General features: G+C 65.0%; 29 protein-coding genes, 1 tRNA gene and 1 riboswitch (1 of these 31 only partly in view). Of the genes, 18 read left to right on the top strand and 12 right to left on the bottom strand.

From position 1 onward, the window contains the following. Positions 1 to 90 precede the first annotated feature (90 nt). A complete protein-coding gene (locus QNA11_RS08220) occupies positions 91 to 570 on the top strand; it encodes a J domain-containing protein (RefSeq protein WP_283482640.1) in 480 nt (159 codons plus the stop codon). A gap of 216 nt (positions 571 to 786) precedes the next feature. Here the strand turns inward: QNA11_RS08220 and QNA11_RS08215 are convergent, their stop codons facing one another. Further along, on the bottom strand, positions 787 to 1866 hold the full coding sequence (locus tag QNA11_RS08215) for a polyamine ABC transporter substrate-binding protein (protein ID WP_283484177.1): 1080 nt from the start codon (positions 1864 to 1866) through the stop codon (positions 787 to 789). Positions 1867 to 1941: 75 nt separating this feature from the next. On the opposite strand from QNA11_RS08215, the gene QNA11_RS08210 reads away from it, so the two are divergent. Then, positions 1942 to 2412: an MmcB family DNA repair protein gene (locus QNA11_RS08210; protein WP_283482639.1), complete on the top strand. Its 471-nt coding sequence runs from the start codon at positions 1942 to 1944 to the stop codon at positions 2410 to 2412. A gap of 241 nt (positions 2413 to 2653) precedes the next feature. Here the strand turns inward: QNA11_RS08210 and QNA11_RS08205 are convergent, their stop codons facing one another. The 7 genes from QNA11_RS08205 to yajC all read right to left on the bottom strand — a co-directional run bounded on the left by QNA11_RS08205 (position 2654) and on the right by yajC (position 9346). Then, complete coding sequence (locus QNA11_RS08205) at positions 2654 to 3256, bottom strand: ActR/PrrA/RegA family redox response regulator transcription factor (RefSeq protein ID WP_283482638.1); 603 nt, start codon at positions 3254 to 3256, stop codon at positions 2654 to 2656. A 157-nt stretch (positions 3257 to 3413) separates the two neighbouring features. After that, a complete protein-coding gene (locus QNA11_RS08200; protein ID WP_283482637.1) occupies positions 3414 to 4748 on the bottom strand; it encodes an ActS/PrrB/RegB family redox-sensitive histidine kinase in 1335 nt (444 codons plus the stop codon). Positions 4749 to 4778: 30 nt separating this feature from the next. Further along, positions 4779 to 5627 carry a phytoene/squalene synthase family protein gene (locus tag QNA11_RS08195; RefSeq protein WP_283482636.1) on the bottom strand — a complete coding sequence of 283 codons (849 nt, stop codon included), beginning with the start codon at positions 5625 to 5627 and terminating at the stop codon, positions 4779 to 4781. A gap of 85 nt (positions 5628 to 5712) precedes the next feature. Continuing rightward, positions 5713 to 6087 (bottom strand): Mth938-like domain-containing protein, encoded by a 375-nt coding sequence (locus QNA11_RS08190; RefSeq protein WP_281928590.1) that lies wholly within the window; start codon positions 6085 to 6087, stop codon positions 5713 to 5715. 24 nt (positions 6088 to 6111) lie between these two features. Next, a complete protein-coding gene (secF, locus tag QNA11_RS08185; RefSeq protein ID WP_283482635.1) occupies positions 6112 to 7188 on the bottom strand; it encodes a protein translocase subunit SecF in 1077 nt (358 codons plus the stop codon). Positions 7189 to 7203: 15 nt separating this feature from the next. Beyond that, a complete protein-coding gene (gene secD, locus QNA11_RS08180) occupies positions 7204 to 8793 on the bottom strand; it encodes a protein translocase subunit SecD (protein ID WP_202072428.1) in 1590 nt (529 codons plus the stop codon). A gap of 43 nt (positions 8794 to 8836) precedes the next feature. Continuing rightward, positions 8837 to 9346: a preprotein translocase subunit YajC gene (gene yajC / locus QNA11_RS08175; protein ID WP_283482634.1), complete on the bottom strand. Its 510-nt coding sequence runs from the start codon at positions 9344 to 9346 to the stop codon at positions 8837 to 8839. 262 nt (positions 9347 to 9608) lie between these two features. On the opposite strand from yajC, the gene QNA11_RS08170 reads away from it, so the two are divergent. Beyond that, positions 9609 to 9926 (top strand): hypothetical protein, encoded by a 318-nt coding sequence (locus QNA11_RS08170; RefSeq protein ID WP_281928586.1) that lies wholly within the window; start codon positions 9609 to 9611, stop codon positions 9924 to 9926. Between the two features lie 77 nt (positions 9927 to 10003). Here the strand turns inward: QNA11_RS08170 and argE are convergent, their stop codons facing one another. Both argE and apaG read right to left on the bottom strand, forming a co-directional pair. Beyond that, complete coding sequence (gene argE, locus QNA11_RS08165; RefSeq protein ID WP_283482633.1) at positions 10004 to 11161, bottom strand: acetylornithine deacetylase; 1158 nt, start codon at positions 11159 to 11161, stop codon at positions 10004 to 10006. Between the two features lie 18 nt (positions 11162 to 11179). Beyond that, on the bottom strand, positions 11180 to 11572 hold the full coding sequence (apaG, locus tag QNA11_RS08160; RefSeq protein WP_202072432.1) for a Co2+/Mg2+ efflux facilitator ApaG/CorD: 393 nt from the start codon (positions 11570 to 11572) through the stop codon (positions 11180 to 11182). Between the two features lie 207 nt (positions 11573 to 11779). Between apaG and QNA11_RS08155 the strand changes: the two genes are divergently transcribed. The 6 genes from QNA11_RS08155 to QNA11_RS08130 all read left to right on the top strand — a co-directional run bounded on the left by QNA11_RS08155 (position 11780) and on the right by QNA11_RS08130 (position 16464). Beyond that, a complete protein-coding gene (locus QNA11_RS08155; protein WP_283482632.1) occupies positions 11780 to 12154 on the top strand; it encodes a DUF2946 family protein in 375 nt (124 codons plus the stop codon). Between the two features lie 164 nt (positions 12155 to 12318). Continuing rightward, entirely contained in the window at positions 12319 to 14955 is a 2637-nt protein-coding gene (locus QNA11_RS08150) for a TonB-dependent receptor (protein WP_283482631.1), read from the top strand. A 1-nt stretch (position 14956) separates the two neighbouring features. Further along, positions 14957 to 15463 carry a DUF2946 family protein gene (locus QNA11_RS08145; RefSeq protein ID WP_283482630.1) on the top strand — a complete coding sequence of 169 codons (507 nt, stop codon included), beginning with the start codon at positions 14957 to 14959 and terminating at the stop codon, positions 15461 to 15463. Between the two features lie 105 nt (positions 15464 to 15568). Further along, the gene (locus QNA11_RS08140; protein ID WP_246744794.1) at positions 15569 to 15787 is read left to right on the top strand and encodes a hypothetical protein; all 219 of its coding nucleotides are present in this window, start codon (positions 15569 to 15571) and stop codon (positions 15785 to 15787) included. An 11-nt stretch (positions 15788 to 15798) separates the two neighbouring features. Beyond that, complete coding sequence (locus QNA11_RS08135) at positions 15799 to 16206, top strand: hypothetical protein (protein WP_202072437.1); 408 nt, start codon at positions 15799 to 15801, stop codon at positions 16204 to 16206. Between the two features lie 99 nt (positions 16207 to 16305). After that, entirely contained in the window at positions 16306 to 16464 is a 159-nt protein-coding gene (locus tag QNA11_RS08130; protein ID WP_202072438.1) for a hypothetical protein, read from the top strand. Positions 16465 to 16826: 362 nt separating this feature from the next. On the opposite strand, the gene QNA11_RS08125 is transcribed toward QNA11_RS08130, so the two are convergent. Beyond that, positions 16827 to 18011 (bottom strand): O-succinylhomoserine sulfhydrylase, encoded by a 1185-nt coding sequence (locus QNA11_RS08125; protein WP_283482629.1) that lies wholly within the window; start codon positions 18009 to 18011, stop codon positions 16827 to 16829. A gap of 76 nt (positions 18012 to 18087) precedes the next feature. After that, a riboswitch (SAM riboswitch) is annotated at positions 18088 to 18166 on the bottom strand. Between the two features lie 106 nt (positions 18167 to 18272). Here QNA11_RS08125 and QNA11_RS08120 point away from each other — a divergent pair. From QNA11_RS08120 to QNA11_RS08080, 9 genes are all read left to right on the top strand, one after another. After that, positions 18273 to 19379 (top strand): 2'-deoxycytidine 5'-triphosphate deaminase, encoded by a 1107-nt coding sequence (locus tag QNA11_RS08120; protein ID WP_283482628.1) that lies wholly within the window; start codon positions 18273 to 18275, stop codon positions 19377 to 19379. A gap of 27 nt (positions 19380 to 19406) precedes the next feature. After that, positions 19407 to 20807, top strand: a complete 1401-nt coding sequence (locus QNA11_RS08115) for an ATP-binding protein (RefSeq protein WP_283482627.1) — start codon at positions 19407 to 19409, stop codon at positions 20805 to 20807. A 58-nt stretch (positions 20808 to 20865) separates the two neighbouring features. After that, a tRNA-Gly gene (locus QNA11_RS08110) sits at positions 20866 to 20940 on the top strand. 153 nt (positions 20941 to 21093) lie between these two features. Further along, on the top strand, positions 21094 to 21318 hold the full coding sequence (locus tag QNA11_RS08105) for an integrase (RefSeq protein WP_283482626.1): 225 nt from the start codon (positions 21094 to 21096) through the stop codon (positions 21316 to 21318). A gap of 133 nt (positions 21319 to 21451) precedes the next feature. After that, positions 21452 to 22792: a 3-phosphoshikimate 1-carboxyvinyltransferase gene (aroA, locus tag QNA11_RS08100; RefSeq protein ID WP_283482625.1), complete on the top strand. Its 1341-nt coding sequence runs from the start codon at positions 21452 to 21454 to the stop codon at positions 22790 to 22792. Then, entirely contained in the window at positions 22789 to 23421 is a 633-nt protein-coding gene (cmk, locus tag QNA11_RS08095) for a (d)CMP kinase (protein WP_283482624.1), read from the top strand. The genes aroA and cmk overlap by 4 nt, the downstream gene beginning before the upstream one ends. 154 nt (positions 23422 to 23575) lie before the next feature. Further along, a complete protein-coding gene (gluQRS, locus tag QNA11_RS08090; RefSeq protein WP_283482623.1) occupies positions 23576 to 24469 on the top strand; it encodes a tRNA glutamyl-Q(34) synthetase GluQRS in 894 nt (297 codons plus the stop codon). A gap of 117 nt (positions 24470 to 24586) precedes the next feature. Further along, positions 24587 to 24859, top strand: a complete 273-nt coding sequence (locus QNA11_RS08085) for a phosphopantetheine-binding protein (RefSeq protein ID WP_281928563.1) — start codon at positions 24587 to 24589, stop codon at positions 24857 to 24859. Between the two features lie 20 nt (positions 24860 to 24879). Then, complete coding sequence (locus tag QNA11_RS08080) at positions 24880 to 25137, top strand: phosphopantetheine-binding protein (RefSeq protein ID WP_283482622.1); 258 nt, start codon at positions 24880 to 24882, stop codon at positions 25135 to 25137. Here the strand turns inward: QNA11_RS08080 and QNA11_RS08075 are convergent, their stop codons facing one another. Further along, a protein-coding gene (locus tag QNA11_RS08075; protein ID WP_283482621.1) for a peptidoglycan DD-metalloendopeptidase family protein crosses the window boundary here: on the bottom strand, positions 25138 to 26124 show its end. It continues 1053 nt past the right edge of the window; 987 of the gene's 2040 nt are visible here — the last part of the coding sequence; the start codon falls outside the window, past its right edge; it ends in the stop codon at positions 25138 to 25140. It abuts the gene before it with no gap.

Here is a 26124-nt window from a genome sequence, read left to right as displayed (position 1 = left end):
GCATAGACGCACGGAATGTCCGGCTTCGCAGACCCTTTCGCACGCATAAGGCGGGGGCGCGCCGCTGGCCTGTGCGAGAAGGTCCGCTGCATGACGGACAAAGAGCAATGGGTCGTCTGGAATGGCTCGCTGGGCGTCCTGGATATGGTGACGATCGGCCATATCGAGGCGCGCGAGGACGGCAGGCGCGCCTATCTTGCGCCGCCTTACGGCGTTGTCGGCCCGTTTAGCCTCGATGAGCTCGAGGCGCAGGGGCGGATCGCCTTTGGCGAATGCCTCGTCATGTCGCGCCAGAGGTGGCAGGAAGATCAGGTCGAACTGCGCCTCGAAGCGCGAGAGAAGCGCCGCGCCTTCCAGTTTCAGTTTCGTTTCGCCGAGTCGGATCAGGAAGAGCACCGCGAGACGCTGAATTTGCCGACGGAGGGCGCGCTCACGCCGTCGGAGATCAACGCCGCCTTCCGGCGGCTGGCCAAAACCGCGCATCCCGACGCCGGCGGCAGCGCCGAGGAATACCGCCGGATCGCGGAGGCGCGCGACACGCTTCTTGAGCAATTCGCGGCTGCGTCATAGGGCGCTTGTCATTCCCGGCGGGCCGCAGGCCCGACCGGGAATCCTGAGCCTCCCGTCATTGCGAGCGAAGCGACGCAATCCAGAGCCGCGGTAGCTGCCCTGGATTGCGTCGTCGCTTACGCTCCTCGCAATGACGGCCGGCCGATATAGCGCTGGTTTTGCTCTGGATTCCCAGTCGCCCGATTTGCGGGCGTCGGGAATGAGGGTCGCATATATCTATCGCCCGGTTTTCACCATTGTCCAAAGCCGCGTGATGAACTTCTGCTGAGGCTGGTTCGGCGTTGTGACGGTGAAGAGGCGGCGCATGGTCGTGTCATTCGGGTAGACCGAAGGATCGTCGGCGATCGATTTGTCAATCAAGGCGCGGGAGGGGCCGACGCCATTGGCGAAATTGGTGGCCTTGGTGTTGCGCGCGGCGACATCGGGCCGCAGTAAATAATCGATGAACATATAAGCCTCGGCGACATGCGGCGCGTCGATGGGCATGGCGAGATTATCCATCGACATCAGCGTGCCTTCGCTCGGGATCGCATAGGCGATCTCGACATCCGAGCCCGCCTCGCGCGCGCGGTTGCGCGCCTGCAGGCTGTCGCCGGCCCAACCAATGGCGAGGCAGATGTCGCCATTGGCCAGCGCATTGATATATTCCGAGGAGTGGAATTTCTTGATGTAGCGCCGCAGCCCCACGAGATGATCGGCCGCGCGCTTGAGATCAGCTTCGCTCTTGGAGTTGGGATCGAGCTTCAGGAAATTGAGCGTGATGGCGAAAATGTCTTCGGGGCTGTCGAGCACATAGACCCCGCAATCGGCGAGCTTCTTCAAATTTTCAGGCCGCAGCACCTGTTCCCAGCTCGTGATCGGCTTGCCGATGCGATCCCTGATCTTCACGACATTATAGGCGACGCCGGTCGTGTACCACATGTAATTGATGGCATGGGCGCTGCCCGGATCGTAGCTCGACAGCCTGCCATCGATCTCGCTCCAGATGTTGGATGCATTGGCGAGGCGTTTGCGGTCGATGGGTTGCAGCACGCCGGCTTTGATCTGGCGTTGCAGAAAGGTCGCGGAAGGCACGACGATGTCATAGCCTGTCGCGCCGGCAAGCAGGCGCGACTCCAGAATTTCATTGGAATCGTAGGTGTCATAGACGACCTTGACGCCAGTCTCGCGCGTAAAATCCTCGAGCACGCCGGGGTCGATGTAATCGCTCCAATTGAAGATATTGACCACGCGCTCGGCGGCCGAGGCGGGAGCGCAGGCGAAAGCGAAGAGGAGGGCGGCGAGGATTTTCGTCATGAGCGGCCGGCTGGAGGGGCGCGGCTTGCGCCGCATGTCGCGGACGGAGATTATCACGCTCGCGTGGGAGAGACGATGCACTCCAATCTGCTTCCATCGGCGGAGGTCGGGCGGCCTGAGACGACCCGGCATGTGACGCGCGGCGCGCGGCGCTACCTGCGCGCCTGCGGCTTCGCCGTCATCGCTGAATTGCCTTTGCCCAATGGCACGCGGGCCGATCTGGTCGCGCTCGCGCCCGACGGCGGATTGCGTATCGTCGAGGTGAAATCCTCGCTCGAGGATTTGCGCGCGGATCAGAAATGGACGCGCTACCGCGACTATTGCGACCGATTCTATTTCGCCATTCCCATGGCGCTGGACGTCAAACTCTTCCCCGAGGACGTCGGCCTCATCGTCGCCGACGCGCATGGCGCAATGCTCGCCCGCGAAGCGCCGAGCCTGCGCCTCGCATCGGCGAGCCGAAAGGCGATGCTGGTGCGCTTCGGCGCCTTGGCTGCGGAACGCTATTGCGCGCTCGCCTTCGGCGATGAGCGGCTGGAGGGGTGAGTCAGAAACCGGACCGCGCGCCTTCAGGCGCGCTTTGAGTTGAGCGCGCCGACGACGACAAGATACCCTCGTGCTTCGAGACGCCTGCTGCGCAGCCTCCTCAGCATGAGGGGCTTCTGCATCTGCGCCAAACACTTAGGCCTCATCCTGAGGAACGAGCGAAGCTCGGGTCTCGAAGGAGGAGGCCGCCTTGGGAGGCGTCACCAAACCGAGCGCGCCTGAAGGCGCGCGGTCCAACTCCTCAGCGCGGCGCGCGCTTCGCCAGGATGCGCTGCAAGGTGCGTCGGTGCATGTTGAGGCGCCGCGCGGTCTCTGAGACATTGCGGTCGCAGGATTCGAAGACGCGCTGAATATGCTCCCACCGCACGCGGTCGGCGGACATGGGGTTTTCCTGCGCGTCGGGCTTCTCGATCGAGGTGGCCATCAGCGCGTGATAGATTTCGTCGGCGTCCGCGGGCTTGGCGAGATAATCAAAGGCGCCTAGCTTCACCGCGGTGACGGCGGTGGCGATATTGCCGTAGCCGGTCAGGATGATGCCGCGCGCGTCGGGCCGCGCTTCCTTCAACTTCTCGATGACGTCCAGTCCGTTGCCGTCTTCGAGCCGCATGTCGACGATCGCAAAGGCCGGCGGCCTGTTTTCGAGCGCCGCGAGTCCTTCCGCCACCGTCTCGCATTGGGTGACGACGAAGCCGCGCGCCTCCATGGCGCGGGCCAGACGATGCAGGAAAGGCTTGTCGTCGTCGAGGACGAGTAGCGACCGGTCGTCAGGCAGCGGGGGAACGAGCGCATCGGCTTGGGGCTCCGTGACGGCGTGTTCCGTGTCGCCGATGTCCTCGCGATTCATGCCCCGAGCTCCCCAGAGTGATTTTTGTCAAGATTACAACACGGATTTTACGACGTCGACTCTGCCGCAGCTCACGTAAAATCAAAAAGACAGGGAATTTTCAATCCTCGAATAATCAGGCTGAGCGCCCTTTTCATCGAAGAGTGCGGCGGATGCTCTATGCCTCCGCCGACTTCAACTTTGCAGCCGGTATTTCGAGCGCTGCGCGGGGCCAGGTGACCTTGACGATGGCGCCGGTGCGGGGCGGCGAAACATTATAGGCCTCCACTGTCGCCCCGGAGCGTTCGAGTAAGGTCTTGGCGATAAAGAGGCCGAGCCCCAAGCCCGACTGGCTGTCGTTCTTGGTGCGGCGGTCGGTCGGTCGGCCGCGCAGATAGGGATCGCCGAGGCGATCGAGAATGGCTGGCGTAAATCCGGGGCCGTCGTCCTCGATGGAAATGGTCACGAGGTCGCGCGACCACCAGGCGTCGATTCGCACGCGTGATTGGGCGAAATCGATGGCGTTTTCCACGAGATTGCCGAGACCGTAGAGGAGGCCGGGATTGCGCGCCAGCGCCGGGGAAGGGGTCGAGCCGTTGCTGCGCTTCGAGATTTCGAGCTTCACGCCGAATTCGCGTTGCGGCTCGACAACCTCCTCGATGAGCGTGTCGATGGAGAGCACGTTCATCATGGTTCCCTGATCGGCGCCGAGCGACGCCAACTTGCCGAGAATCTCGCGACAACGCGCGGCCTCCTGCGCAAGGAGATCGAGATCGTCTTTCAATCCCTCCGCGGGGCAATTGGCCGAGGACTTCTGCAATTCGCGCGTGATGAGCGTGATGGTGGCGAGGGGCGTGCCGAGCTCATGCGCGGCCGCCGCGGCGAGCCCGTCGAGCTGGGAGAGATGCTGCTCGCGCTCCAGCACCAATTCGGTCGCCGCCAGCGCCGTGGCGAGCAGCCGGCTTTCGTCGGACACGCGCGCGGCGTAGAGCGCGATGAAGGCCGCCGACAACGCGAGCGAAGACCAAATGCTGGCGCGGTAGAGCAGCGGGAATTTGAGCTGCTCGTCCTCGTACCATGGCAGAGGCTCGAATTCGACACAGAGGAAGGTCGCTGCGGCGAGCATCACGATGCCGAGGAACAGCGTGAGATTGCGCGGCAGCGAGACGGCCGAGATCGTCACGGGCGCGAGCAGCAGCATGACGAAGGGGTTGGTCACGCCGCCGGTGAGATAGAGCAGGAAGCTGAGCTGCACGAGGTCGTAGCAGAGCAGCACCACGGCTTCGAGATCGCTCAGGCGGAAGGTGCCGGAGGTGCCGAAACGCAATCCGAAATTGAGCGTCGCGGAGGCGACGATGAAGACGAAACACAGCCCGACGGGAAATTCGAAGTTGAGAACCAAATAAACGAAGAGACAGGCGATGCTCTGGCCGATAATGGCGATCCAGCGCAGGAAAATCAGCGTGCCAACGCGCAGGCGTCGGCTGTCTTCGTCATAGACGTCTGGTTTCATGCTTCTTTTTCCGGCGCCGGGCGGCGCTTGTCAAAGGCCGACGCCACGAGAGGCGCGCCAAATCCGCCATTGCCGCCGCAGCGGCGAGATTTCGCTCAAACCCCGGAGCGGATCGTAATCCGGAGCCGCGACCCGCGCCAGATAGGCCGGAACCGTCGCTGCGGCCAGCAAGGCCTCTCTGCCCTTGGGTAACGTAGCGGCTGCGTGGCGCGCCGCGTCATAATGGGTTTGCGCCTTGTCGCGCAGCTCCGAAAGGGCCGCGCGCAGGGCTTGGGTGTTGGCGTGAATGTCGGCGCCATGGCGCGCCAGCAGATCGGCCGGGAGTAGCGCGCCCGAGGGGAGGCGCAGCACGCGGGCGATGCACAGCGCCATGCCGGCGTCGTCGAAAGCCGGAGAGTCCGGCGCGCCGAGAATGCGCGCCGCCCAGCGGATGGGGCCGGCGGCGGTCGCGTGGGCATAGGTTTCCAAGGTTGCCATGTCGGGCATTTGGTCGTCGTAGAGATCGGCGACATGGGCGTCGGCGAGCGCGATCAACTCTTCGCGCGGCAAAGCGAAGCGCTCGATCGTGTCGATCAGCGCGTCGGCGACGGGGTGGGCGCGGGTTCCCTCGGAAACCTCATTCGAGAGCGCGTCCGTCCACCAGCGCAGCCGCATCTCCCCGAGCAGAGGCTGAGAGACTTTCGTGCGCACCTCGGCGGCCTCGAGCGCATAGGCGTAGATGGCGTGGATATGTTTGCGCGCGGCGGGTGGCGCAAAGAGGCTTGCGAGCCAGAGGTCGCGGTCACGCTCGCGCAGCGCCGCCTCGCAGAGGGCGTAGTGGTCGGGGGCGGCGGTCATGATGAGGCGGAATGCTTGCGCGCCTGAAGGCGCGCGGTCCATCGGGCGCCTCCGGACCGCGCGCCTTCAGGCGCGCTCAGGAGCGGTTGCTCTGGATGACAGGGGAGCGAGCCGGGCGCCTTATCCATCACACTGCAATCAGCAGCGCGCCGACCTGGCGGCCTTCGTCGATGAGCATGTTGTAGGTGCGCACGGCCGCGCCCGTCGCCATGGTTTCGCAGCCGATCCCGGCGTCGCGCAATTTGGCGCGCAGCGCCGAGGCGAGCGGCATCAGATCCTTGCCCGTGCCGACGATGAAGAGGTCGAGCTCGCCAGAATCGGACAGCGCCAGATCGATCGTCGCCGCGTCGATCTCGTTCCAGGCGCTTGGCGTGATCGCGCGAATGCCGGTGGGCAGGGCGAGGATCGAGCCGCGATGCGACATGTCGGCGAAGCGGAAGCCGCCATTGCCGTAATCGTCGATCTTGTAGCGGCCCGGGACATAGCCCTGCGGGTCGGTCATGATGCGCCCCTCTTGCGTGAGCGCTTACTTCGGGCGGCGGCGCGCGCCCGCCTTCGGCTTGGCGGTAGGGCGCTTCGGCGCGACGGGCACGGGCGTGTCGCCGATGTCGTCCGACATAGAGGCGGCGTAGGCGTCCGACGACCCGTGATATTCGATTTCGGTCCCTGCTTCGGCCTCCGCCTTTTCCTCGGCCGGGCGCGCGACGTCCTCGTTACGCAGGCCGAGATAGATCAGCATGGGCGAGCAGATGAAGATCGACGAATAGGTCGCGACGAAAATGCCCCAGATCATCGCCAGCGAGAAGGAGCGGATGACCTGGCCGCCGAAGACGACGAGCGCGATGAGGGCGAGCATGACCGTCGTCGCGGTCATGATGGTGCGCGGCAGCACGGCGTTGATCGACATATCGACCATCTGCGCCGTCGCCAGCTTCTTATACTTGCGCATATTCTCGCGGATACGGTCGAGCACGACGACCGTTTCGTTCAGCGAATAGCCGACGATCGTGAGAATGGCGGCGATCGAGGTCGTGTTGAATTCGAGCTGGGTGATCGAGAAGAAGCCGACCGTGAGTAGAAGGTCGTGCATCGTCGCGATGACGGCGCCGATGGCGAACTGCCATTCGAAGCGGAACCAGAGATAGGTCAGCACCGCGAGGATCGAAATGACGACGCCGAGCGTGCCCGACTGCACCAGCTCGTTCGACACGCGGGGGCCGACCACTTCGACGCGGCGCACGTCATATTGAGTCTCGACCGCGCCGCGGACCTTCTCGACGGCTTCCTGCTGCGCCTTGTCGCCGCCGGGCTGCAGGCCGAAACGCAGCGTGGCGTCGGCCTGATTGCCGAAAGCCTGCACTTCGATGTCGCCGAGCTTCAGGTTTTCGCCGAGGCCGCGCAGCGTCGCGACTTCCGCGAAGCCCGATTTGGCGCGCAGCTCGATGACTGTGCCGCCCGCGAAATCGATGCCGAAATTCATGCCCTTGAAGATGAAGAGCGCGACGGCGACCAGCGACAATACGGCCGAGAAGGGATAGCTCACGCGCCGGAAGCGCATGAAGGGGAATTTCGTATTCTCCGGAGCGAGGCGCAGGAGTTTCATCGGTCTTTTCGCCTCTTAGATCGGCAGCTTGGTCGGGCGCGCATAGTGATACCAGACCGCGATCATCATGCGGGTCATGGTCACGGCGGTGACGATGGTGGTCAGAATGCCGAGCCCCAGCGACACGGCGAAGCCGCGCACCGGGCCCGAGCCCAGGAAGTAGAGGATCAGCGCGGCGACGCCCATGGTGACGTTGGAGTCGACGATGGTCGCGAAGGCGCGGTTGAAGCCGGCGTCGAGCGAGGCCAGGATCGAGCGGCCCGCGTGGTTTTCTTCGCGAATGCGCTCATAGATGAGCACGTTCGAGTCGACCGCCATGCCGATCGTCAGCACGATGCCGGCGATGCCGGGCAGCGTCAGCGTCGAGCCGAGCAGCACGAGGCCGGCGAAGATGAAGGCGATGTGGACGAACAGCGCCAGATTGGCGAAGACGCCGAACACGCCGTAGGTGATGAGCATATAGAAGACGACGAGTCCGGCGCCGACGAAGGCGGCGCGCTTGCCGGCGTCGATCGAGTCCTGGCCGAGGCCGGGGCCGACGGTGCGCTCCTCGACGATGTTGAGCTTCGCGGGCAGGGCGCCGGCGCGCAACAGAATCGCGAGATTGTTCGCCTGCTCGACGGTGAAGCGGCCGGAAATCTGGCCGGAGCCGCCAGTGATGGGCGTCAGAATGCGCGGCGCCGAGATCACTTTGTTGTCGAGCACGATGGCGAAGAGGCGGCCGACGTTCTTGGAGGTGACGTCGCCGAATTTCTGCGCGCCGCGGATGTTGAAGCGGAAGTTCACGACCGGCTCGCCGCTGCGCTGCTGGTCGAAGCCGGGCTGGGCGTCGGTCAAATCTTCGCCCTGCACCATGATCTGCTTCTCGATCGGCAGCTTGCCTTGCTCGTCGACCTGCTCCAGCTCCTCGACCTCGGCCGGGTTTTGGCCCGGCTCGGCGACGAGGCGGAATTCGAGCTTGGCGGTCTGGCCGAGAATGTCCTTGAGCGTCTGCGGGTCTTGAAGGCCGGGCACCTGGACCAGAACACGATCGTCGCCCTGGCGCTGGATCGAGGGCTCGCGCGTGCCGAGCGCGTCGACGCGGCGGCGGATGACTTCGATCGACTGCTCGACCGCCTTGCGCGACTTGTCGCGCAGGCCCGTGTCGGTGACGGTGATGCGGACGAGGCCTTCCGGCGTCGCATCGACGTCGAGCGGCGACTGGCCGCCGACATTGGCGCTGAAGCTGTTGCGCAATTGGCGCAGGCGCGGCAGGATTTTCTCGCGGTCGGCGGCGTCGGGGACGCGAAGCTGCACGCCGCGCGCCGTCGCGCCGATGCCGCCGGTGATCGCCACCTTCTCCTCGCGCAGAATGCGGCGCACGTCGTCGCGCAGATTCTTGATCTGCGTGCTCAGAAGGTCGGATTGGTCGACCTCCAGCATCACATGCGAGCCGCCTTGCAGATCGAGGCCGAGCACGATGGTCGGCGGCATGAGCCATGACGGCAGCCGCGCCGCGAGCGCCTCGTAAGTCGATGGCGACAACATGCTCGGGACCGTCACCAGGACGGCGGCGAGAGTCATCGCCACGATGGCGAGGAATTTCCAGGTCGAGAATCGCAGCATCGTGTCGCTATTTCGTCAGAGGGTCGGCGCGAGGGGAGGCGTGTTACGGCTTGGCCTTGGTCTCGGGAGCAGGCTTGGCCGCCTTGGCGGGCGCCGGCGCCGGGGTATCCTTCACAGGTTCGCCTTTGGCGCGGACGCTGGCGATCGCCGTGCGAATGAGGCGGATGCGGGTGTTGGCGGCAATCTCGAGCTCGATCTCGTTGTCGTCGATCGCTTTGGTCACTTTGCCGACGAGGCCGCCGGTCGTGACGATCACGTCGCCGCGGCGGACATTGCGCAGCGACTCCTGCTCCGTCTTCTCGCGGCGCGCGCGCGGCCGGATGACGAGAATATAGACAATGCCCATCACCACGAAGATGGGAACGAGCTGGGCCATCATATCGGGAATCGACGGCGGCTGGTTGGCTTCGGCGCCGCCAGCAGCGCCGACGCTCGTCTGCGTCGCGGGCGCGCTCGGGGCGGGGGAGGGCGTCGGGGCGGCCGGCGCGGGAGCCGTTTGGGCGGGAGCCGCCGGCTGTTCGGTTTGCGCCATGGCGTCCGTGATCAGTTTCATCGCAGCGTCTCTATCGTAGGCGCGACGCGCGTCTTGAAGGCGTCGGGCGGGCGTCTGAACGGGCGCGGACTATAGCCGCTCGACTTACGAAAGCAATGCCGGATGCCGCTTCGCGAGGCAATTGCCGGTTCTGCGGCGCGGGGCTGTTTGCTTGCCAAGCGGAACAGCGGGGCCATGGCGCGCGTTCACCCATGGTTCAGGCGCCAAAGCGGACGCTCCAGTGCGCCCCTGAGGCAGTGGCAAGACTTCGGAGAATACGTCCATGCTCAAGAAGTTATCCTGTTTGGTCGTGGCGGCGGGCCTTCTCGCGTCGCCAAATGCAGCGTTTGCGGGCGGCTGGGGTCACGGCGGCGGCGGCTGGGGCCACGGTGGCGGTGGTTGGGGCCACGGCGGCGGCTGGGGTCATGGCGGTGGCTGGGGAGGACACGGCTGGCATGGCGGCCCAGGCTGGCATGGCGGCGGCTATGGGTGGCATGGCGGCGGTTATGGCTACGGCTGGCGCCGGCCTTATTATGGCGGATACGGCTATCGCGGTCCGTGCTGGCGCTGGTGGTATGGCCGCTGGGTTTGGGCCTGCTAAAAGGTCGTTTGCGACGCTTTGGGGCGCGCGGCCGGGACTTTGGTCGCGCGCGCTTTTCGTCTTTGACTGTTTGGAAACTACGTTTCCAGTTCCCGCGCCAGGGCGCGCATGAAGTCGACGCAGGCGGCCAGCTCGGAAATGTCGACATATTCGTCGGGCTGGTGGGCCTGATCGATGCGGCCCGGCCCGCAGACGACGGTCGGGACGCCCGCCTTCTGGAAATGGCCGGCCTCCGTCGCATAGGGCACGGCGATTGTGTTGTTGCGGCGCGCGAGGCGCAGCGCCAGAGTCTCGGCCGCCGAACCCGGCTGGGGCGCGAGACCAGGCACTTTCACCAGCGTGTCGGTGTCGATCCCGCACTGGGGGAAATTCGCGAAAACCGTTTTGCGCAGGCCGTCGGCATAGGCTTCGAGCCGATCGCGCGCCAGCGTCGGCGCGGCGCCCGGCAGGCCGCGGAACTCCCAGTGGAATTCGCAATCCTTGGCGACGATGTTGCGGGCCGTGCCGCCCTTGATGAAGCCGACATGGATGGTGGAGTAGGGCGGATCGAAACGGCCCGAGGGGTCGCCTTCGACGCGCAGCTCCTTCGAGATTCGCTCCAGCTCCGTCACCAGCCGGCAGGCGATATGCACGGCGCTCACCCCCCGGTGCAGATTGGCCGAGTGGATTTCGAAGCCGCGCACATGGGTCGTGAAGGTCGTGACGCTCTTATGGGCGTCGGCGACCTCCATGGAGGTCGGCTCGCCGACGATGACGGCGTTGGGGTGAGGCAGATCGACGCCGAGCCGCGCGATCATGTCCAGCGGGCCGAGGCAGGTCGTCTCCTCGTCGTAGCTCAAGAGAATATGGATGGGGCGCGCCAGCGCCGCCTTCTTGAATTCCGGGATCATCGCCAGAGCGACGGCGCCGAAACCCTTCATATCCACCGCGCCGCGACCGTAGAGACGCCCGCCGTCGCGCCGCAGCGTGAAAGGATCGAAGCTCCATTCCTGGCCTTCGACGGGCACGACGTCCGTATGGCCCGAGAGCAGCACGCCCCCCGGCGCCATGGGGCCGATGGTGGCGAAGATGGCGGCCTTGTCGCCAACGGCGTTGGGCGCGCGCGCGAAGGGCACGCCCTGCTCGCGTAAATAGGCCTCGACAAAATCGATGAGCGGCAGGTTCGACTTCGAGCTTTCGGTGTCGAAAGCCACGAGCCTTGCGGTCATGTCGATTGCGCGGTCGAGAGCGTCCATCAGGCGATCTGGGGCAAGCTAGTTCAGCGTAGGATTGGACATAGGGCTGTCGAGCGAGAAGGCCGGAACCTCCACGTCGAAAGTCTCGCCCGAATCCGTGACCATTCGATAACTACCTTGCATCAATCCCGACGGCGTGGCCAGCGGGCAGCCCGACTCGTATCGGAATGTCTCGCCGGGCTCGAGCACCGGCTGCTCGCCGACGACGCCGGGCCCGCGGACCTCCTCGCGTCGGCCATTGGCGTCGATGACGATCCAATGGCGCGAGAGCAGTTGCACGCGGTCGCGGCTGAGATTGGCGATCTCGATGGTGTAGGCCCAGAAGAACCGGCCTTGGGTGGGGTCGGAATTCTCGGGCAGAAAATCCGGCAGCGCCGTGACCCGAATATCTCTCGTTATGGCGGTATACATGGCTGCGGAGCTTAGAACGGCTTCTTCGAAAGGGGAACGTCATTCTCCGGGCGCCTCGGCCGGCGCAGCCGCCTCTTTCTTGGGCGCCCGACGGGTGTGGCGGATTCGACACGTCGCGAGGATTCCTGCAGCGGCAGGAAAACGCCCGCTTGGCTTACAGGCCAAGCTAAGCGATTAAATTACCATAAAATTTTTTGAGGAACGAAGATGCGGCCGTCATCGCTGCGCGCTTTGCTGCTCGCGTTCGTCATGGTCCTGCAGGCCGTGGCGGGCGGGTTCGGCGCTGCGCGGGCGGCGCCCAGCGGCTTCGATCCGCAAATCTCGGCCCATTGCGGCCAGTCGCACGCCAGCGAGACGGGCTCGGGCAACACAGGCCGCGACGCGCATCATCATATGTGCGAGTCCTGCCTTCTCTGCGCAGGGCCGCCCTCGCTTCCGGTCGGGGCTTTCTATCTCGTTCCCGCCCAGCCCCGCATCTTTCACAGCGCCCGCTTTGTCGCCGCCGATAGCGCCGGCGCGCCGGCGCGCCTTGCGCGCGGCCGGCTCGCGCGGGGCCCGCCTGCAATTTTCCCGAGCGCGTGAGCGGCGGCGCGTCCTCGCTGCCTGCCCGCGCATTTTCCTTGGTCCAGTTGAGCGGCGCCTGCCGCTCTCCCACAAGATTTGCTCCGCTTGTCGCCCTCGCGACGCCCCCCCCACGCGGGGAGCCGGCGTGCGAGAGAGCGCGCGAAGCTCTCCGGATTTGCACAATGAACCGTCACCATCTCCTGGGCGCCGCCTCGATCAACGCGCTTCTCTTCTTCGTGTCCGCCGATGCGCTGGCGCAGCAAAGCCTGCCCACCATCGACGTCGGCGCGCGGCGCGGACCGGCGCGGCAAAGCGTCTCCAGCGCGCCGCGCGGTCCCTCGCGGCCGTCGGCCCCCGCCGCGGGGCCGGTCGTCGCGCCCACGGCCGGGCTCGATCGTTACGCCGAACCCAAGCCCGCGCCGTTCAGCCGCACGATCCCACAAAATGTGCCGGCGGTGGTGGAGTCGCGCACGCGTCAGGAGATCGAGAAGACGGTCAATGTCATGACCTCGGCGGAGGCGTTCAAATATCTGCCCTCGCTGCTCATCCGCGAGCGCTATATCGGCGACCGCAACGCCATCGTCTCGGGCCGCACGACCGGCACGATCGAAAGCGCCAAGACGCTCGTCTACGCCGATAATGTGCTGCTCTCCAATCTGCTTGGCAACAGCTTCAACTTCCCGCCGCGCTGGGGCATGGTCTCGCCCGCCGAGATCGACCGCGTCGACGTGATCTATGGTCCCTTCTCGGCGCTTTATCCCGGCAATTCGATCGGCGGCGTATTGGCGATCACCACGCGCATGCCGGATAAATTCGAGCTGCACGCCTCGGCGACCGGCGCGCTGCAGCCCTTCAGCCTCTATGGGCGCAGCGAGCTCGATGGGGCGGGCAACGCCAATCTTCTCATCGGCGATCGCTTCGGCGACTTCCGCTATTTCTTCTCTTACGACCACCTCACCTCGCAGGGACAGGCGCAAACCTTCCCCGGCAATTTTATGACGCCCTTCGCCCCCAGAAACGGCACGCGCTTCTTCGGCGGCTATCAGGATTTCAACCAGAACGGCATTCCCCGCATCATCACGGGCGCGGCCGGCGCCGATTTCCAGCAGCAGGACATGGCGAAGCTAAAGATGTCCTATGACATCGCGCCGCTGCTGCGCGCGACCTATACGCTCGGCGTCTGGAACCTCGAAAACAAGACGACCGTCGAAAGCTTCATCTACGATCGCAACGGCGTTCCAATCTACAATACGCAGAGCGGCCGCGTCGCTATCGGCTCCTTTGCCGTGACGCCGGGCGGCGTGAACCCCGGCTGGGGCGGCTCGACGCATCTCATGCAGGCGCTCTCGCTCAAGCGCGACACGGGCGGCGTGTTCGATTTCGATCTCTCGGCGACGTCCTACAACTTCCTGCGCGATTATTCGCAAAACGCGACGTCCTACGGCCTGCGCCCCAACGACGCCGCGACCGCCTATAATATCAACACCACCGGCCAGAACACCGTAAACACGGGAACCTATTGGCGCACAGGCGACGCCCGCTTCATCTGGCGGCCTATGCAGGACGCCTTCGGAAAGCACGAAGTCTCCTTCGGCGGGCATGCCGACGTCTATTCGCTCAACACGGTGACGAGCCTGACGCCTTTCGCCGGCAATAATTATGCGATGGGCCTCACCGGCGTGAACTACGGCAAAACCGAAACCAAGGCGGTCTATATCCAGGACGCCTGGAAGTTCCTGCCGGATTGGAAGCTCATCGGCGGCGGCCGCGGCGAGTTCTGGCATGCCTATAATGGCTCGAATGTCGCGGGCGGCCTGGCCACGGGCAGCGGACCGGCCTCGGGTCTCGTGCCGGTCGTGCCGGCGCAGGCGAGAGTCGGGCAATTCCCCGACGCCTATAAAAATTCTTTCTCGCCGAAGGCGGCGCTCGAATATCAGGTCACGCCGGAATTCGCGATGCGCGGCTCGATGGGACGCGCCTACCGCTTCCCGACCGTCAACGAGCTGTTCCAGTCGCTCGCGACGTCGAGCACTCTGGTCATAAACAATCCCAACCTGCAGCCGGAAATCTCGACGTCCTGGGATCTGACCGGCGAGTATCGAAAGGTCGACGCGTTCAACGGCGCGGTCGGCCTGTTCAATCCACGCGTGAGCCTCTTCCTGGACGACCGCTGGAACGCCATCGTCAGCCAGTCCTCGATCGGTCCGACCGGGCAGATCGTCACGCAGAACGCCAATCTCGACAAAGCGCGCTTCCGCGGCGTCGAGGCGGCGATCGTGATGAAGGATATTCTGACTCCGGGCCTCGATTATTCCGGCAGCGTGACCTTCGTCGATTCGAAGATCCTCTCGAATGGGAGCGCTCTGGCGACGACGGGCGGGGCGAGCGGCTCGCCATTCCCCACAGCGGCCGGCGTCTTGCTGAACGGCATGCAATATCCGCGCGTGCCGCGCATCCGCATCCGCTCGGTTCTGAGCTATAGCCCGACGACGGATTGGTCGATCTCCTTTGGCGCGCGCTATGCGTCGGCCGCCTTCGTGACGCTCAACAACGTGGATTTCAACCACAATAATTACGGCAGCGCCGACAGCGAATATCTCGTCTTCGACGCCAAGATGAACTACAAGCTCGCGCCAGAGTGGACGTTGACCGCTGGCGTCGACAACATCGGCCGCTGGAAATACTATGTGAACCCCAATCCCTACAACCAGCGCACGTTCTTCCTTGGCTTGAAATACGATATCGGCGGGCTGGACGGCGCCGCGACGGTTGCGGGGCTGAACGGCGGCGTCGGCGCCGGCGTCCCCGGAGCGCGGTGAGATGGCGACGCCCGCGGCCCGTTTCTGCGGCGTTTTGACGCATGTCGACGCGGGCCTCGCAGCGCTGCTTGCGGACTCGGGCTGCGTTTGCTTCAATCCACCCGCTCATTTTGGCGAAATTGAAAGACAGGCTTTCTTCATGCCGCGTGTGTGGCTGACAAAGGTGCTTTTCGCTTTGGCGCTGGCCGTCCAGGTCCTTGCGCCATTGGCGAGCAGCCTTGCCGCCGCGCGGGAGAGCGAGGCCGACCCCGCCATTGGCGTTTGCCTGAAGGCCCCCAAAGGCGGGCAGAGTGGCTCTCAAGCGCCCGGCCATTCTCATGGCGGCCGTGACTGCCCGATCTGCCAGGCCTTTTGCGACGGCGTCGCGCCGATTGCGTCGCGCCCGACCTCGCTTGGCATGGCGCCTGTCCAATGGGTCGAGTTCCGCTGGTTTCCGGCGGACCGCGCTTTGGCGAGCTCGACGCTCGACGAGGCCAATCGCGCCCGCGGGCCCCCCAGCTTCTCCTGATCGTCCAAAGACTTTGTCATAGGAATCCGCCCTGTTTCAGGTGCGCGCGTTCCCATGCCCGAGCGACGACAATCGCCGTGTGACTGCGGTGAAGGGAGAAGTATCGTGAGCAGAAAGAAAAGACGGCCGAGCGGCCGAGACTGCGTCCTGGCGGGCGCCGCGCTCTCATCCTTGAAAGAACGCGAGCGTCATGAGCGAAAGATCATGGCTTCGGCGGCGCCGATGATCGCGCCGGTTGTCGCGATGTGGCGTGACGCCCAGCAGAGCGGCATCCGACTGATCAATCTGGAGCGACGGGCGCGTTTCGCGCGCCTCGAATCCTAAAGAACACCGAGATGACGCATCGCCTTTCTTTCCTGCGCCCCGCCGCAGCGAGCCGCCTTGCGCGCGCGCTGCTGCTGGCTGCGGCCCTTGTGACGGGAGCGCCGTTCGCGGCGTCGCTCGCCATGGGCCTGCGCGCGGGGGCGGGCGCCGTTGCGTCTCTTTTCGTTTGTTTCGCGTCGGGCGCCTCCTTGCCCGACGCGCAGACAGGGCGGCCAGGCTCCGTCAGCGACCACGGCATCGATTGCGTCCTATGTCAGACGCTCTGCAGTGGCGCTGCGCCCTTGGCCGTCCGGCCCGGTGTCGTCGTTGCGGCGCACATCCAGAGACTGAACCTCCCCTGGATGGTGGCGGACCGCGCTGCGCCGACGACCCGGACCCGTCTGCCGCACTGGGCGCGGGCGCCGCCGGCGACCGGTTGAAGCCCCCCAGGCGGGTTTGCGTCGGCGCTCGTTCCCTCCTTGAGGCGCCGACGCGAATCCCTGTTTCATTGTCGCCGCTGCGGCGGCGTGGAGGAAAGAATGTCCGAGTCAGTCCTATCGGTCGGCGTCGAGATGATCCTGGCGGTGCTGACGGCCGCCGTTTTCGTCGTCGACTGCTTGCGCCAGGAAGCCGCCCCCGCATTGCGGCCAGTCTTGGCGCGCAAGCGGTCGGCCTATCGCGCATTCCGCAAAAGTTGATAGACTTCTGCGAAAGGAATGCGCTCCAGCTTTTTGAATCTACGCGTTTTTCCATCGATCGCATGGTTCCATGCGAGCGGAAAGCGCGCTAGTCGAGAGCAACGGACGCGCCGCGCTCCGGCGCGCAAGTGGTCCCAATTGAAAGAAACGGGCGCGCTTGAGTGCGCCCGTCATACCATTTCCGATTGAATCGGTCGCATTGGCGCTTGTCATTCCCGACGGGCCGAAGGCCCGATCGGGAATCCAGAGCCACAAAAGCGCTGGTTTTGCTCTGGATTCCCGATCACTCGCTGCGCGAGCGTCGGGAATGACACGGACCCAATCGAGCGACGCGCGAGTCAACGCAGTTTGGTTGAAGGCCCTTATGCCGCCAAGCCTGCGGCGAGATCGTCGATCAGATCGTCGGCGTCCTCCAGCCCCACCGAGAGGCGCAGCATGCCGTCGGTGATGCCGAGCGTGGCGCGCGCCTCCGGGGTGAGGCGCTGGTGGGTTGTCGTCGCCGGGTGGGTGATCAGGCTCTTGGCGTCGCCGAGATTGTTGGAAATCTTGATCACCTGCAGCGCGTTGGCGAGCTTGAAGGCCGCCGCCTTGCTCTCCAGGAAGAAGCTCACCAGCGTGCCGCCGCCGCTCATCTGCCGGCGCGCCAGCTCCGCCTGCGGGTGGTCCTTGCGGAAGGGATAGAGAACCTTCGTCACGCCCTTCTGCTCGGCAAGGAAATCGGCGATCCTTGCGGCGCTCGCCGCCTGCTGGCCGACGCGAAGGGGAAGGGTCTCGAGGCCTTTCAGCATCACCCAGGCGTTGAAGGGCGATATCGCCGGGCCGGTCTGGCGCAGGAAATTATGGATGCTCTCCTCGATCAGCGCCTGCGTCGAGAGGATGACGCCGCCGAGGCAGCGGCCCTGGCCGTCGATATGTTTCGTCGCCGAATAGACGACGACGTCGGCGCCGAGCGCCAAGGGTTTCTGCAGCAGGGGCGTCGCAAAGACATTGTCAACGACGAGCCGCGCGCCGGCGTTGTGGGCGAGATCGGCAATCGCCGCCACATCATAGACTTCGAGGCCCGGATTGGTCGGGCTTTCGAGGAAGAAGAGCTTGGTTTCGGGCCGGATCGCCGCCTTCCATTGCGAGAGGTCCGCGCCGTCGACGAGCGTCGAGGCGACGCCGAAGCGCGGCAGAAGGTCCTCGACCACATAGAGGCAGGAGCCGAACAGCGCGCGGGCCGCCACGACATGATCGCCGGCCTTCAGTTGCGCGAGGATGGCGGCCGTGACGGCGGCCATGCCGCTCGCCGTGGCGCGAGCGGCTTCCGCGCCCTCCAGCAGGCACATGCGGTTCTCGAACATGGCGACGGTCGGGTTCGAGAACCGCGAATAGATGAAGCCCGGATCGTCGCCCTTGAACCGCGCCTCGGCAGCCTCCATCGTCGGATAGGCGAAGCTCTGCGTCAGAAACAGCGCCTCCGACATTTCGCCGAAGGGCGAGCGCGTCGTTCCGCCATGGACAAGGAGCGTCGCCGGCTTGAGATTGCGCGGGGCGTTCGTAGACATGCGTTTCTCCCTCGGGCGCGACTGCGCCGAACAAATCCATTGCGCGCTACCTCAGCGCGCGGCCGAAAACGGGTTTCCTTCGGGAGACCCGGCCTTTTAGCCCTTTGTTTTGCGTGGCGGCAAGCCGGCCGGCTCAAATAACCACGTTCGCTTATAGAAGGCAGAGGCCCCGTGGCTGTCAACGGGCTCGTCTTGCCTTGCGGCGCAATTTGGCGCTTATGCCTGCGTTAACCGGCTTTGGCCCGGCCGAGGAGGGGAAGAATGAGCGGCGTGCTCTCCAGCCGACAGATACAGGCGATGGCCGACAGCGGCGCGATCCAGGTCGCCGCGCCTTTGAGCCGGAATCAAATCCAGCCCGCGAGCCTCGATCTGCGGCTCGGCTCCAAGGCCTATCGCGTGCGCGCGAGCTTCCTGCCCGGCAAGGAGCGGGGCGTGCGCGATATTCTCTCGGCGCTCGCCTATGACGAAATGTCGCTCGAGGGCGAGGGCGCCATTCTCGAGCGCGGCTGCGTTTATGTCGTGCCGCTGCTCGAAAACCTGTCGCTCGGCCAGGATGTTTCGGGCGCGGCGAATCCCAAGAGTTCGACCGGCCGGCTCGACATTTTCACGCGGCTCATCACCGACAGGGGCGAGCGCTTCGACGAGGTCGCGCCCGGCTATGATGGGCCGCTTTACGCCGAGGTCTCGCCAAGGAGCTTCTCGGTGCGCGTGCGCACAGGGTCGCGGCTCAATCAGCTTCGCTTCCGGGCGCGTCCGGCAGGAGCGGGCGGGCAAAGCGGCTTCGCGCTCTCCGATGCGGCGCTCGCCGAGCTGCACGGCAAGGCGCCGCTCGTCGACGGGGCGCTCAATCTGCGCGACGGCGTGGTGCTGCGCGTGGCGCTCGGGGCCGAGGCTTTCGGCGGGATCATCGGCTATCGCGCGCAGAAACATACGGATGTGATCGACGTCGACCGGGTCGGCGCCTATCGCGTCGACGATTACTGGGACGAGCTGCCGGCCCGCGGCGGCAGGTTGATCCTCGATCCGGGCGACTTCTACATCCTGGCCTCGCGCGAGCGCCTCGCGATCCCGCCCGGCCTTGCCGCCGAAATGGCGCCGATGGACGCCGCAATCGGCGAGTTCCGCGTGCATTACGCCGGCTTTTTCGATCCCGGCTTCGGCGCCGGGCCGGATGGACTCCCAGCCGCGCGCGCCGTGCTCGAGGTCCGCTCGCGCGAAGTGCCCTTCATATTGGAGGACGGTCAATTCATCGGCCGGCTGGTCTATGAGCGCATGGCCGAGACGCCGGAGTCGCTCTACGGCGAAGAAGGACTTTCGAACTATCAGGGCCAAGGGCTGAAATTGTCGAAACATTTCAGGATCGGATAGGCGCCGGCGCGCTAGGGGAAAGACGTCATGGTCCTGTCGGATTTCATCCGCCGGCTGCGGCCGGATCATCTCCTCGGCCAGATTTCCCTCCTGATCCTCGGCTCGATCGTCGTTTATCAGGCGGTCATCGTCCTGATGCTGCATGTGATGGAGACGGAAGGGCGCCGCCATTACGTTTCGGAGGCGGATTTCCTCACGGGGGTGCTGCTGGCGCTCGACGCCGCGCCCATTGCGGAACGAGACGCGCTTATTCAGAAGATCCACTTCGCCGCGCCCTACGCCAACATTCACATTCGTGACGATCGGCCAGCGGCGCTCGATCCGCGGGACCCCGTCTTCAAAGCCGAAATTCATCGCATCAATGCGCATCTGACGGGGTTCTCCAAGGCCTTCGAGACGATCCCGTTTCACAATATGCAGGACACTCTGGCGCTGGAGCTGGAGAAGGGCGGCTACGCCATCCTCTCCATCGCGCAGCACCGGAAACCCTCGCGCCTTTTGTGGCGTTGGCTCTGGGAGCCGGAGCCGCGCTATCCGATCTTCATGACCCGCTGGGCCCGGGTGGGATTCCTTTTCTTCATCAGCGCCTCGGTGATTTTAATCTGGCTGTCGAACTATATTGTCGCGCCCTTGAACGAGCTGGCCCGGCGCGCCGAGTCCTTCCCGACCAAAGAGGGGCTCGCCTCTCCGCTCGTCGATCGCGGCCCACGCGAAATTCGCGATCTCAACCGGTCGATACGGGCGATGAAGGCGCGCATTCTCGCGATGGTGGCCGAACGCACGCATATTCTCGCGGCCGTCAGCCATGATCTGAAGACGATCATCACGCGCATGAGCCTGCGAACGGAGTTTATCGCCGACGATGATCTGCGCGGCAAAATGCAGAAAGACATCCGCGTCATGGATGCGATGCTGCGCAAGAATCTCGAATATCTGCGAACCGAAAATCCGCGCGTCGATCACTCCATCATCGATCTCGACAGCGTCATCCAGACAGTTGTGAACGAATTCAACGACCTCGGCCGCGACGTCGTCTATTCCTGCGATAAACGGCAGACGATGCGCGGCTCGCTTTCCGATATGCAGCGGGTCTTCACCAATCTCGTGGAGAACGCGACCCGACACGCCAGGCATGTCGAAATCGAGGTTTCCGAGATTTCCAGCAATATGATCCAGATCGACGTGGCGGACGATGGGCCGGGCATCCCCGACGCGTTGAAGGCAAAGGTCTTCGAGCCCTTCGTGCGCGGCGACATGGCCCGCACGATCAGCGAGCATGGCGGCTTCGGCCTCGGCCTCGCGATTGTGCGTTCGCTTGTCGAAGGGCATGGTGGAAAAGTGGAAATGCTGGATCGCGCGCCGCGTGGCCTGATCGTCCGCGTGACCCTGCCGCGCGCCGAATGCGCCGCCGAGCGGGAGAATGCGTGAAGAGCGCGCTCGGGAGCCCGTTGAAACCCGGCCGCACAAGCGCTACACATGGAATCGCGCGGGCGTAGTTCAGTGGTAGAACGACAGCTTCCCAAGCTGTATGTCGAGGGTTCGATTCCCTTCGCCCGCTCCATAATCTGTGTATCGGCAATCTTTTAGCGTCTAGGCGTACGCCGCCCCCGGGCCGACGGGCTGGGCAGCGTGGCTGCGCTAGGCGACCAGTCAATTGATTCTGCGCGCTCGCGCGCCTAACTTGTCGAAGGCCGCCATCTTGAGAGCCGGGCATATGAGCTTGATGATTTCCGAGGTCTATGACGCTTTCGTCGCCGCGGGAACGCCCGAGGACAAGGCGCGCAAGGCGGCTGAGGCGCTCACGGGTCACGAAGGTCGCTTTACCAAGATCGAGACTGAAATTGTCGCGATAAGAGGTGAGCTGGCGCTGCTGAAATGGATGCTCGGCTTCGGGCTCGCGCTCCTGACCGCCATCGCCTTGAAGCTTTTCCTGCATTGACAAGCGGGAGCGCTGGCGCAAGCGTTCTTCGGATTGACGCCGGGACTTTCCACTTTCACGGGAATGACATCGCGCGGCCGCCCGGCTAGAAGACGGCGGGACAGTTCCGCATTCTTCGCCGAGGATCACCTCATTGGACGCCGCCACCCATGCTCCCGCTGCGCCGCTGAGCGCCGTCGCTTCTGGCCCGCTCTCGGGCCGCGTGCGGCCGCCCGGGGATAAATCCGTCTCGCATCGCGCCATGATCTTCGGCCTTCTTTCCGTAGGCGAGACGAAGATCGACGGACTTTTGGAGGGCGAAGACGTGCTGCGCACGGCGCAGGCGGCGCGCCAGCTCGGCGCCAAGGTGGTGCGGCATGCGCCGGGAAGCTGGAGCGTCTGGGGGGCGGGGCTCGGCTCGCTTCTACAGCCGACGGAGACGCTCGATTTCGGCAATGCCGGGACCGGCTCGCGGCTAATGATGGGCGTCGTCGCCGGCCATCCGATCGTCGCGCGGTTCGACGGCGACGCTTCGCTGCGCAAGCGCCCGATGAAGCGCATTCTCGATCCGCTCGCGCTTCAGGGCGCGCAGCTCTTGGAGCAGGGCGAAGGCGGCCGTCTGCCGCTCGTGCTGCAGGGCTCCGCCGAGCCGCTGCCGGTGGAATATAAAACCCCTGTCGCCTCGGCGCAGATCAAGTCGGCCGTGCTGCTCTGCGGGCTCAACTCGCCCGGCCGCACCGTGGTGATCGAGGCCGAGGCCTCGCGCGACCACACCGAAAAAATGCTCGCCCATTTCGGCGCGACGGTGACGAGCGAGCCGCACGGTCCGCATGGGCGCAAGATCACGCTCGAAGGCCGCCCCGAGCTTATAGCGCGCCCCGTGCGCGTGCCGGCCGATCCGTCCTCGGCCGCCTTTCCGCTGGTCGCGGCGCTGATCGTTCCCGGCTCCGACATTGTCGTCGAAGGCGTGATGACCAATCCGCTCCGTAGCGGCCTGCTCACGACCCTCATCGAAATGGGCGCGGATATTTCTCTCGACAACAAGCGAGAGGAGGGCGGCGAGGAAGTCGCCGACGTGCGCGCGCGCTATTCGGCCCTAAACGGCGTCGACGTGCCGGCCGAACGCGCGCCCTCGATGATCGACGAATATCCGATCCTCGCCGTCGCCGCCGCCTTCGCGACAGGCGAGACGCGCATGCGCGGTCTCTCCGAATTGCGCGTGAAGGAATCGGACCGCCTCGCCGCCATCGCCGCCGGGTTGAAGGCCAATGGCGTCGACTGCGAGATTATCGGCGACGATCTCATCGTGCGCGGCGGCGTTGTGGCCGGCGGCGGCGTGGTCGAGACGCATCTCGATCATCGCATCGCCATGAGCTTCCTCGTCATGGGCTTGGCCGCGCAGAACAAGGTGACAGTCGACGACGAGACGATGATCGCGACGAGCTTCCCGTCCTTTCGCGCGCTGATGGAAGGCCTGGGAGCGCGATTCTCGTGAGCCTCATTATCGCCATCGACGGGCCGGCGGCCTCTGGAAAGGGCACGCTCGCGCGCAGGCTCGCCGCGCATTACGGTCTGCCGCATCTCGACACGGGCCTGCTCTATCGCGCCACCGCCCGCGCTCTGCTCGACGAGGGCCTGCCGCTCGACGACGTCGATGCGGCCGTGGAGGCCGCGCGCGGGCTGTCGCTGACCGATTTCGACGAGACGCGCCTGCGGGCGCGCGATATGGGCGAGGCGGCCTCGGTTGTCGCCGCCATGCCGGCCGTTCGCGCAGCGCTCGTCGATATGCAGCGGGCTTTCGCCGCGCGGCCCGAGGGAGCCGTGCTCGACGGCCGCGACATCGGCACGGTCATCTGCCCCGCCGCGCGGGTGAAGATTTTCGTCACGGCGTCGCCCGAGACGCGCGCCCAGCGCCGCGCTTTGGAGCTCGCCGGGCGCGGCGAAGAGGTGGATTACAACGCGATTCTCGAGGACGTGCGCAAACGCGACGCCCGCGATAGCGAACGCAGCGCCGCGCCCTTGAAGGCGGCGGCGGACGCCGTGACGCTCGATAGCAGTGAACTCGACCGCGACCAGGTATTTGCGGTGGCGCTCGAGATTGCGGAGCGGGCGCGCAATGCGTGACAGGCGTCGATGATAAGAAGAACGCCAATGAAAAAGGGAGGCCCGAAGGCCTCCCCGTCGATGAAAATGTCTCGAAATACGGCGCTGATGTAATCAACACTAAGCCTAAGGGTCATCACCCATTTGGGTGATATCGGAGCCGGAAAGGCGAAGCATGAGTGAGCGTCGGGTCTTCCGTTTCGCGCCCTCGCCGAACGGCTATCTGCACCTCGGCCATGCCTATTCGGCTCTGCTCAATTTTACTCTCGCGCGCGGTTGCGGCGGTCGTTTTCTGCTGCGCCTCGAGGATATCGATCTGGGACGCGCGCGGCCGGCGTTCGAGGCGGCGATCCATGAAGATCTCGCCTGGCTCGGGCTCGAATGGGAAAGGCCCGTGCGCCGCCAGTCCGAGCATTTCGAGGATTATGCCGCGGCATTGGAGTCGCTGGGCGCCATGGGCTTGCTTTACGCCTGCGATTGCAAGCGCTCGGACATCGGCCGCTTCGCCGCCGCGCATTCCGATTGGCCCCGCGATCCGGACGGCGCGCCGCTTTATCCGGGAACCTGCCGGGACAAACCCCGGCGCCCGGCGCGCGAGGTTTTGGCCGAGGGCGGCTCCGCGTTGCGGCTCGACATGAGGAAAGCGGCGGCGCTGGCCGGGGAGGGGCTCTTTTGGCGGGAGCGCTGCGCCCCTGGGCGTGCGCCCGATTCGACGGTCCCCGACGCAGAGGAAGGATTTTCACTTATGCGCGCCGACCCCGCGCAATGGGGCGACGTGGCGCTCGCGCGCAAGGACACGCCCGCCAGCTATCACATTGCAGTTGTCGTCGACGATGCGCTGCAGGGCGTGACGGACGTGGTGCGCGGGCGTGATCTATTCTTTGCGACAAGCCTGCACCGCCTGTTGCAGAAGCTGCTACGTCTGCCCGAGCCGCGCTACTTTCATCATGAGCTGATTCTCGACGACGCTGGCGAGAAGCTCGCAAAGAGCCGCAGTTCCACCACGCTGCGCGCGCTCAGGGACGCCGGGGTAAGCGCCGCGGAGGTTAGGCGAAAACTCGGATTTTAGACATCTGACGTGAGCGGCTGCAGCCGTTTCGCCCGACGTGCGCGTCCGCACGACGCTCCAACGCCCGCGCAGCTACATTGGCTTCATCGAATTTCTCTCGGGGCAAGGAGAAAAACAATGTTTGCAGCCATCCGTCGCATTATCGAGCGGGAAACGAAGCTCGCCGTTCCGGCCGCGCGCCTCACGCCGCACGCCAATCTTTATGATCTCGGGCTGACCCCTTTCGGGGCGGTTCTCGTGCTGGTCGCCATCGAGCGCGAATTCAAGATCGAGTTTCCACGCGCGTTGTTGACGCGCGAGACCGCCGCCTCGATGGCCTCGATCGCTCATGCGATCGACAGCCTGCAGACGCCGTCGCCAGCGGCCGAAACGCCGCGCTGCGCCGCGTAAAATAGCGGGAGACAGGGGCAATGTTTTCCACCATCAGGCGCATTATCGATCGGGAGGGGCGGCTCCCGATCGCCGCCGCCGATCTGGCGCCAAAAGCCGATTTGTTCGCCTCTGGGCTCACGCCCTATTGCGCCGTGCGGATCATGCTCGCGCTGGAGCGCGAGTTCGGCGTCCAATTTCCGCGCCATGCGATGAAGCGGGAGACGATGCGATCGCTGGAATCGATCGAGCAGGCGCTCCGCCTCGCGCTATCCGCTGCGCCGGTCACCGGGGCTTGATCACCGGCTCGCCGTGGCGCCCTGGACGGCGACCTTGTTGCTGTTGGGCGCCTTGGCCATCAATGAGTCGATCCGGTCACGCTCCCGCTTGAAATCCGCCAGCATGCGGCCTTCGATCTCGCGGGTGCGGGCGAGCTTGACGCGCATCGGATCGACGAAATGGCCGTTGACCATGACCTCGTAATGGAGATGCGGGCCGGTCGAGAGGCCCGTCGAGCCGAGGAAGCCGACGATTTGTCCCTGCTTGACGCGCACGCCTTCCGAAACGCCGCGGGCGAAGCCCGACATATGATTGTAGGTCGTGATGTAGCCGTTGGCGTGCTGGATCTCGACGCGGCGGCCATAGCCTGAGTCCCACTGCGCCTTGATCACCGTGCCGTTGCCGGCGGCGAGAATCGGCGTGCCGATCGGCGCCGCCCAATCGACGCCCGTGTGCATCTTGTAATAGCCGAGGATCGGGTGGCGGCGCATGCCGAATCCCGAGCGCGTCTCGCCGAGCGAGATGGGCTTGCGCACCAGGAATTTACGGCTCGAGCGGCCGCTCTCGTCGTAATAATCGACGAGCCCGTCGTCCTGGGTCTGGAAGCGATAGTAGCGATAGGTCTCATTATGCGTGGTCAGCGACGCATAGAGGAGAGAGTCGCGCGTTGGTCCCGAGCCGTCGTCCGGCTCGTCGTAAAAGACGTCGAGGGAATCGCCGCCGGCCGCGCCGCGCTGCAGATCGACGTCATTTGCGAAAATGCGCACCAGCTCGCCCACCACTGTTTTGGGGATCTGCTGTTTCAGCGCGGTCTCGTAGAGCGAGTTGTAGAGCCGCATGGCGCCGGAATCGTCGTCCTCGCCATCGGCGAAATCATCTGCGGGCGCGCGTTTCGACGCGCGTCGCGCGCCGCCCGAGGGCGCCGTCGGCGTCTGCACGAAGGCGCCTTGATCATTCGCGGCGACGATCGATTCGACCTCGTCGTCATTGTAAACCGACAGGCGCGC

Origin of the sequence: Methylocystis sp. JR02, from assembly GCF_030063565.1 — a bacterium.
In the GTDB taxonomy this organism is placed as follows: domain Bacteria; phylum Pseudomonadota; class Alphaproteobacteria; order Rhizobiales; family Beijerinckiaceae; genus Methylocystis; species Methylocystis iwaonis.
This window is presented reverse-complemented; position numbering and strand designations above follow the sequence as displayed.

Excerpts from the sequence above, each read along its gene's own strand:
- QNA11_RS08220 (WP_283482640.1), top strand. The coding sequence starts at position 91 with ATGACGGACAAAGAGCAATGGGTCGTCTGGAATGGCTCGCTGGGCGTC.
- QNA11_RS08215 (WP_283484177.1), bottom strand. The coding sequence starts at position 1,866 with ATGACGAAAATCCTCGCCGCCCTCCTCTTCGCTTTCGCCTGCGCTCCC.
- QNA11_RS08210 (WP_283482639.1), top strand. The coding sequence starts at position 1,942 with ATGCACTCCAATCTGCTTCCATCGGCGGAGGTCGGGCGGCCTGAGACG.
- QNA11_RS08205 (WP_283482638.1), bottom strand. The coding sequence starts at position 3,256 with ATGAATCGCGAGGACATCGGCGACACGGAACACGCCGTCACGGAGCCC.
- QNA11_RS08200 (WP_283482637.1), bottom strand. The coding sequence starts at position 4,748 with ATGAAACCAGACGTCTATGACGAAGACAGCCGACGCCTGCGCGTTGGC.
- QNA11_RS08195 (WP_283482636.1), bottom strand. The coding sequence starts at position 5,627 with ATGGACCGCGCGCCTTCAGGCGCGCAAGCATTCCGCCTCATCATGACC.
- QNA11_RS08190 (WP_281928590.1), bottom strand. The coding sequence starts at position 6,087 with ATGACCGACCCGCAGGGCTATGTCCCGGGCCGCTACAAGATCGACGAT.
- secF (WP_283482635.1), bottom strand. The coding sequence starts at position 7,188 with ATGAAACTCCTGCGCCTCGCTCCGGAGAATACGAAATTCCCCTTCATG.
- secD (WP_202072428.1), bottom strand. The coding sequence starts at position 8,793 with ATGCTGCGATTCTCGACCTGGAAATTCCTCGCCATCGTGGCGATGACT.
- yajC (WP_283482634.1), bottom strand. The coding sequence starts at position 9,346 with ATGAAACTGATCACGGACGCCATGGCGCAAACCGAACAGCCGGCGGCT.
- QNA11_RS08170 (WP_281928586.1), top strand. The coding sequence starts at position 9,609 with ATGCTCAAGAAGTTATCCTGTTTGGTCGTGGCGGCGGGCCTTCTCGCG.
- argE (WP_283482633.1), bottom strand. The coding sequence starts at position 11,161 with ATGGACGCTCTCGACCGCGCAATCGACATGACCGCAAGGCTCGTGGCT.
- apaG (WP_202072432.1), bottom strand. The coding sequence starts at position 11,572 with ATGTATACCGCCATAACGAGAGATATTCGGGTCACGGCGCTGCCGGAT.
- QNA11_RS08155 (WP_283482632.1), top strand. The coding sequence starts at position 11,780 with ATGCGGCCGTCATCGCTGCGCGCTTTGCTGCTCGCGTTCGTCATGGTC.
- QNA11_RS08150 (WP_283482631.1), top strand. The coding sequence starts at position 12,319 with ATGAACCGTCACCATCTCCTGGGCGCCGCCTCGATCAACGCGCTTCTC.
- QNA11_RS08145 (WP_283482630.1), top strand. The coding sequence starts at position 14,957 with ATGGCGACGCCCGCGGCCCGTTTCTGCGGCGTTTTGACGCATGTCGAC.
- QNA11_RS08135 (WP_202072437.1), top strand. The coding sequence starts at position 15,799 with ATGACGCATCGCCTTTCTTTCCTGCGCCCCGCCGCAGCGAGCCGCCTT.
- QNA11_RS08130 (WP_202072438.1), top strand. The coding sequence starts at position 16,306 with ATGTCCGAGTCAGTCCTATCGGTCGGCGTCGAGATGATCCTGGCGGTG.
- QNA11_RS08125 (WP_283482629.1), bottom strand. The coding sequence starts at position 18,011 with ATGTCTACGAACGCCCCGCGCAATCTCAAGCCGGCGACGCTCCTTGTC.
- QNA11_RS08120 (WP_283482628.1), top strand. The coding sequence starts at position 18,273 with ATGAGCGGCGTGCTCTCCAGCCGACAGATACAGGCGATGGCCGACAGC.
- QNA11_RS08115 (WP_283482627.1), top strand. The coding sequence starts at position 19,407 with ATGGTCCTGTCGGATTTCATCCGCCGGCTGCGGCCGGATCATCTCCTC.
- QNA11_RS08105 (WP_283482626.1), top strand. The coding sequence starts at position 21,094 with ATGAGCTTGATGATTTCCGAGGTCTATGACGCTTTCGTCGCCGCGGGA.
- gluQRS (WP_283482623.1), top strand. The coding sequence starts at position 23,576 with ATGAGTGAGCGTCGGGTCTTCCGTTTCGCGCCCTCGCCGAACGGCTAT.
- QNA11_RS08085 (WP_281928563.1), top strand. The coding sequence starts at position 24,587 with ATGTTTGCAGCCATCCGTCGCATTATCGAGCGGGAAACGAAGCTCGCC.
- QNA11_RS08080 (WP_283482622.1), top strand. The coding sequence starts at position 24,880 with ATGTTTTCCACCATCAGGCGCATTATCGATCGGGAGGGGCGGCTCCCG.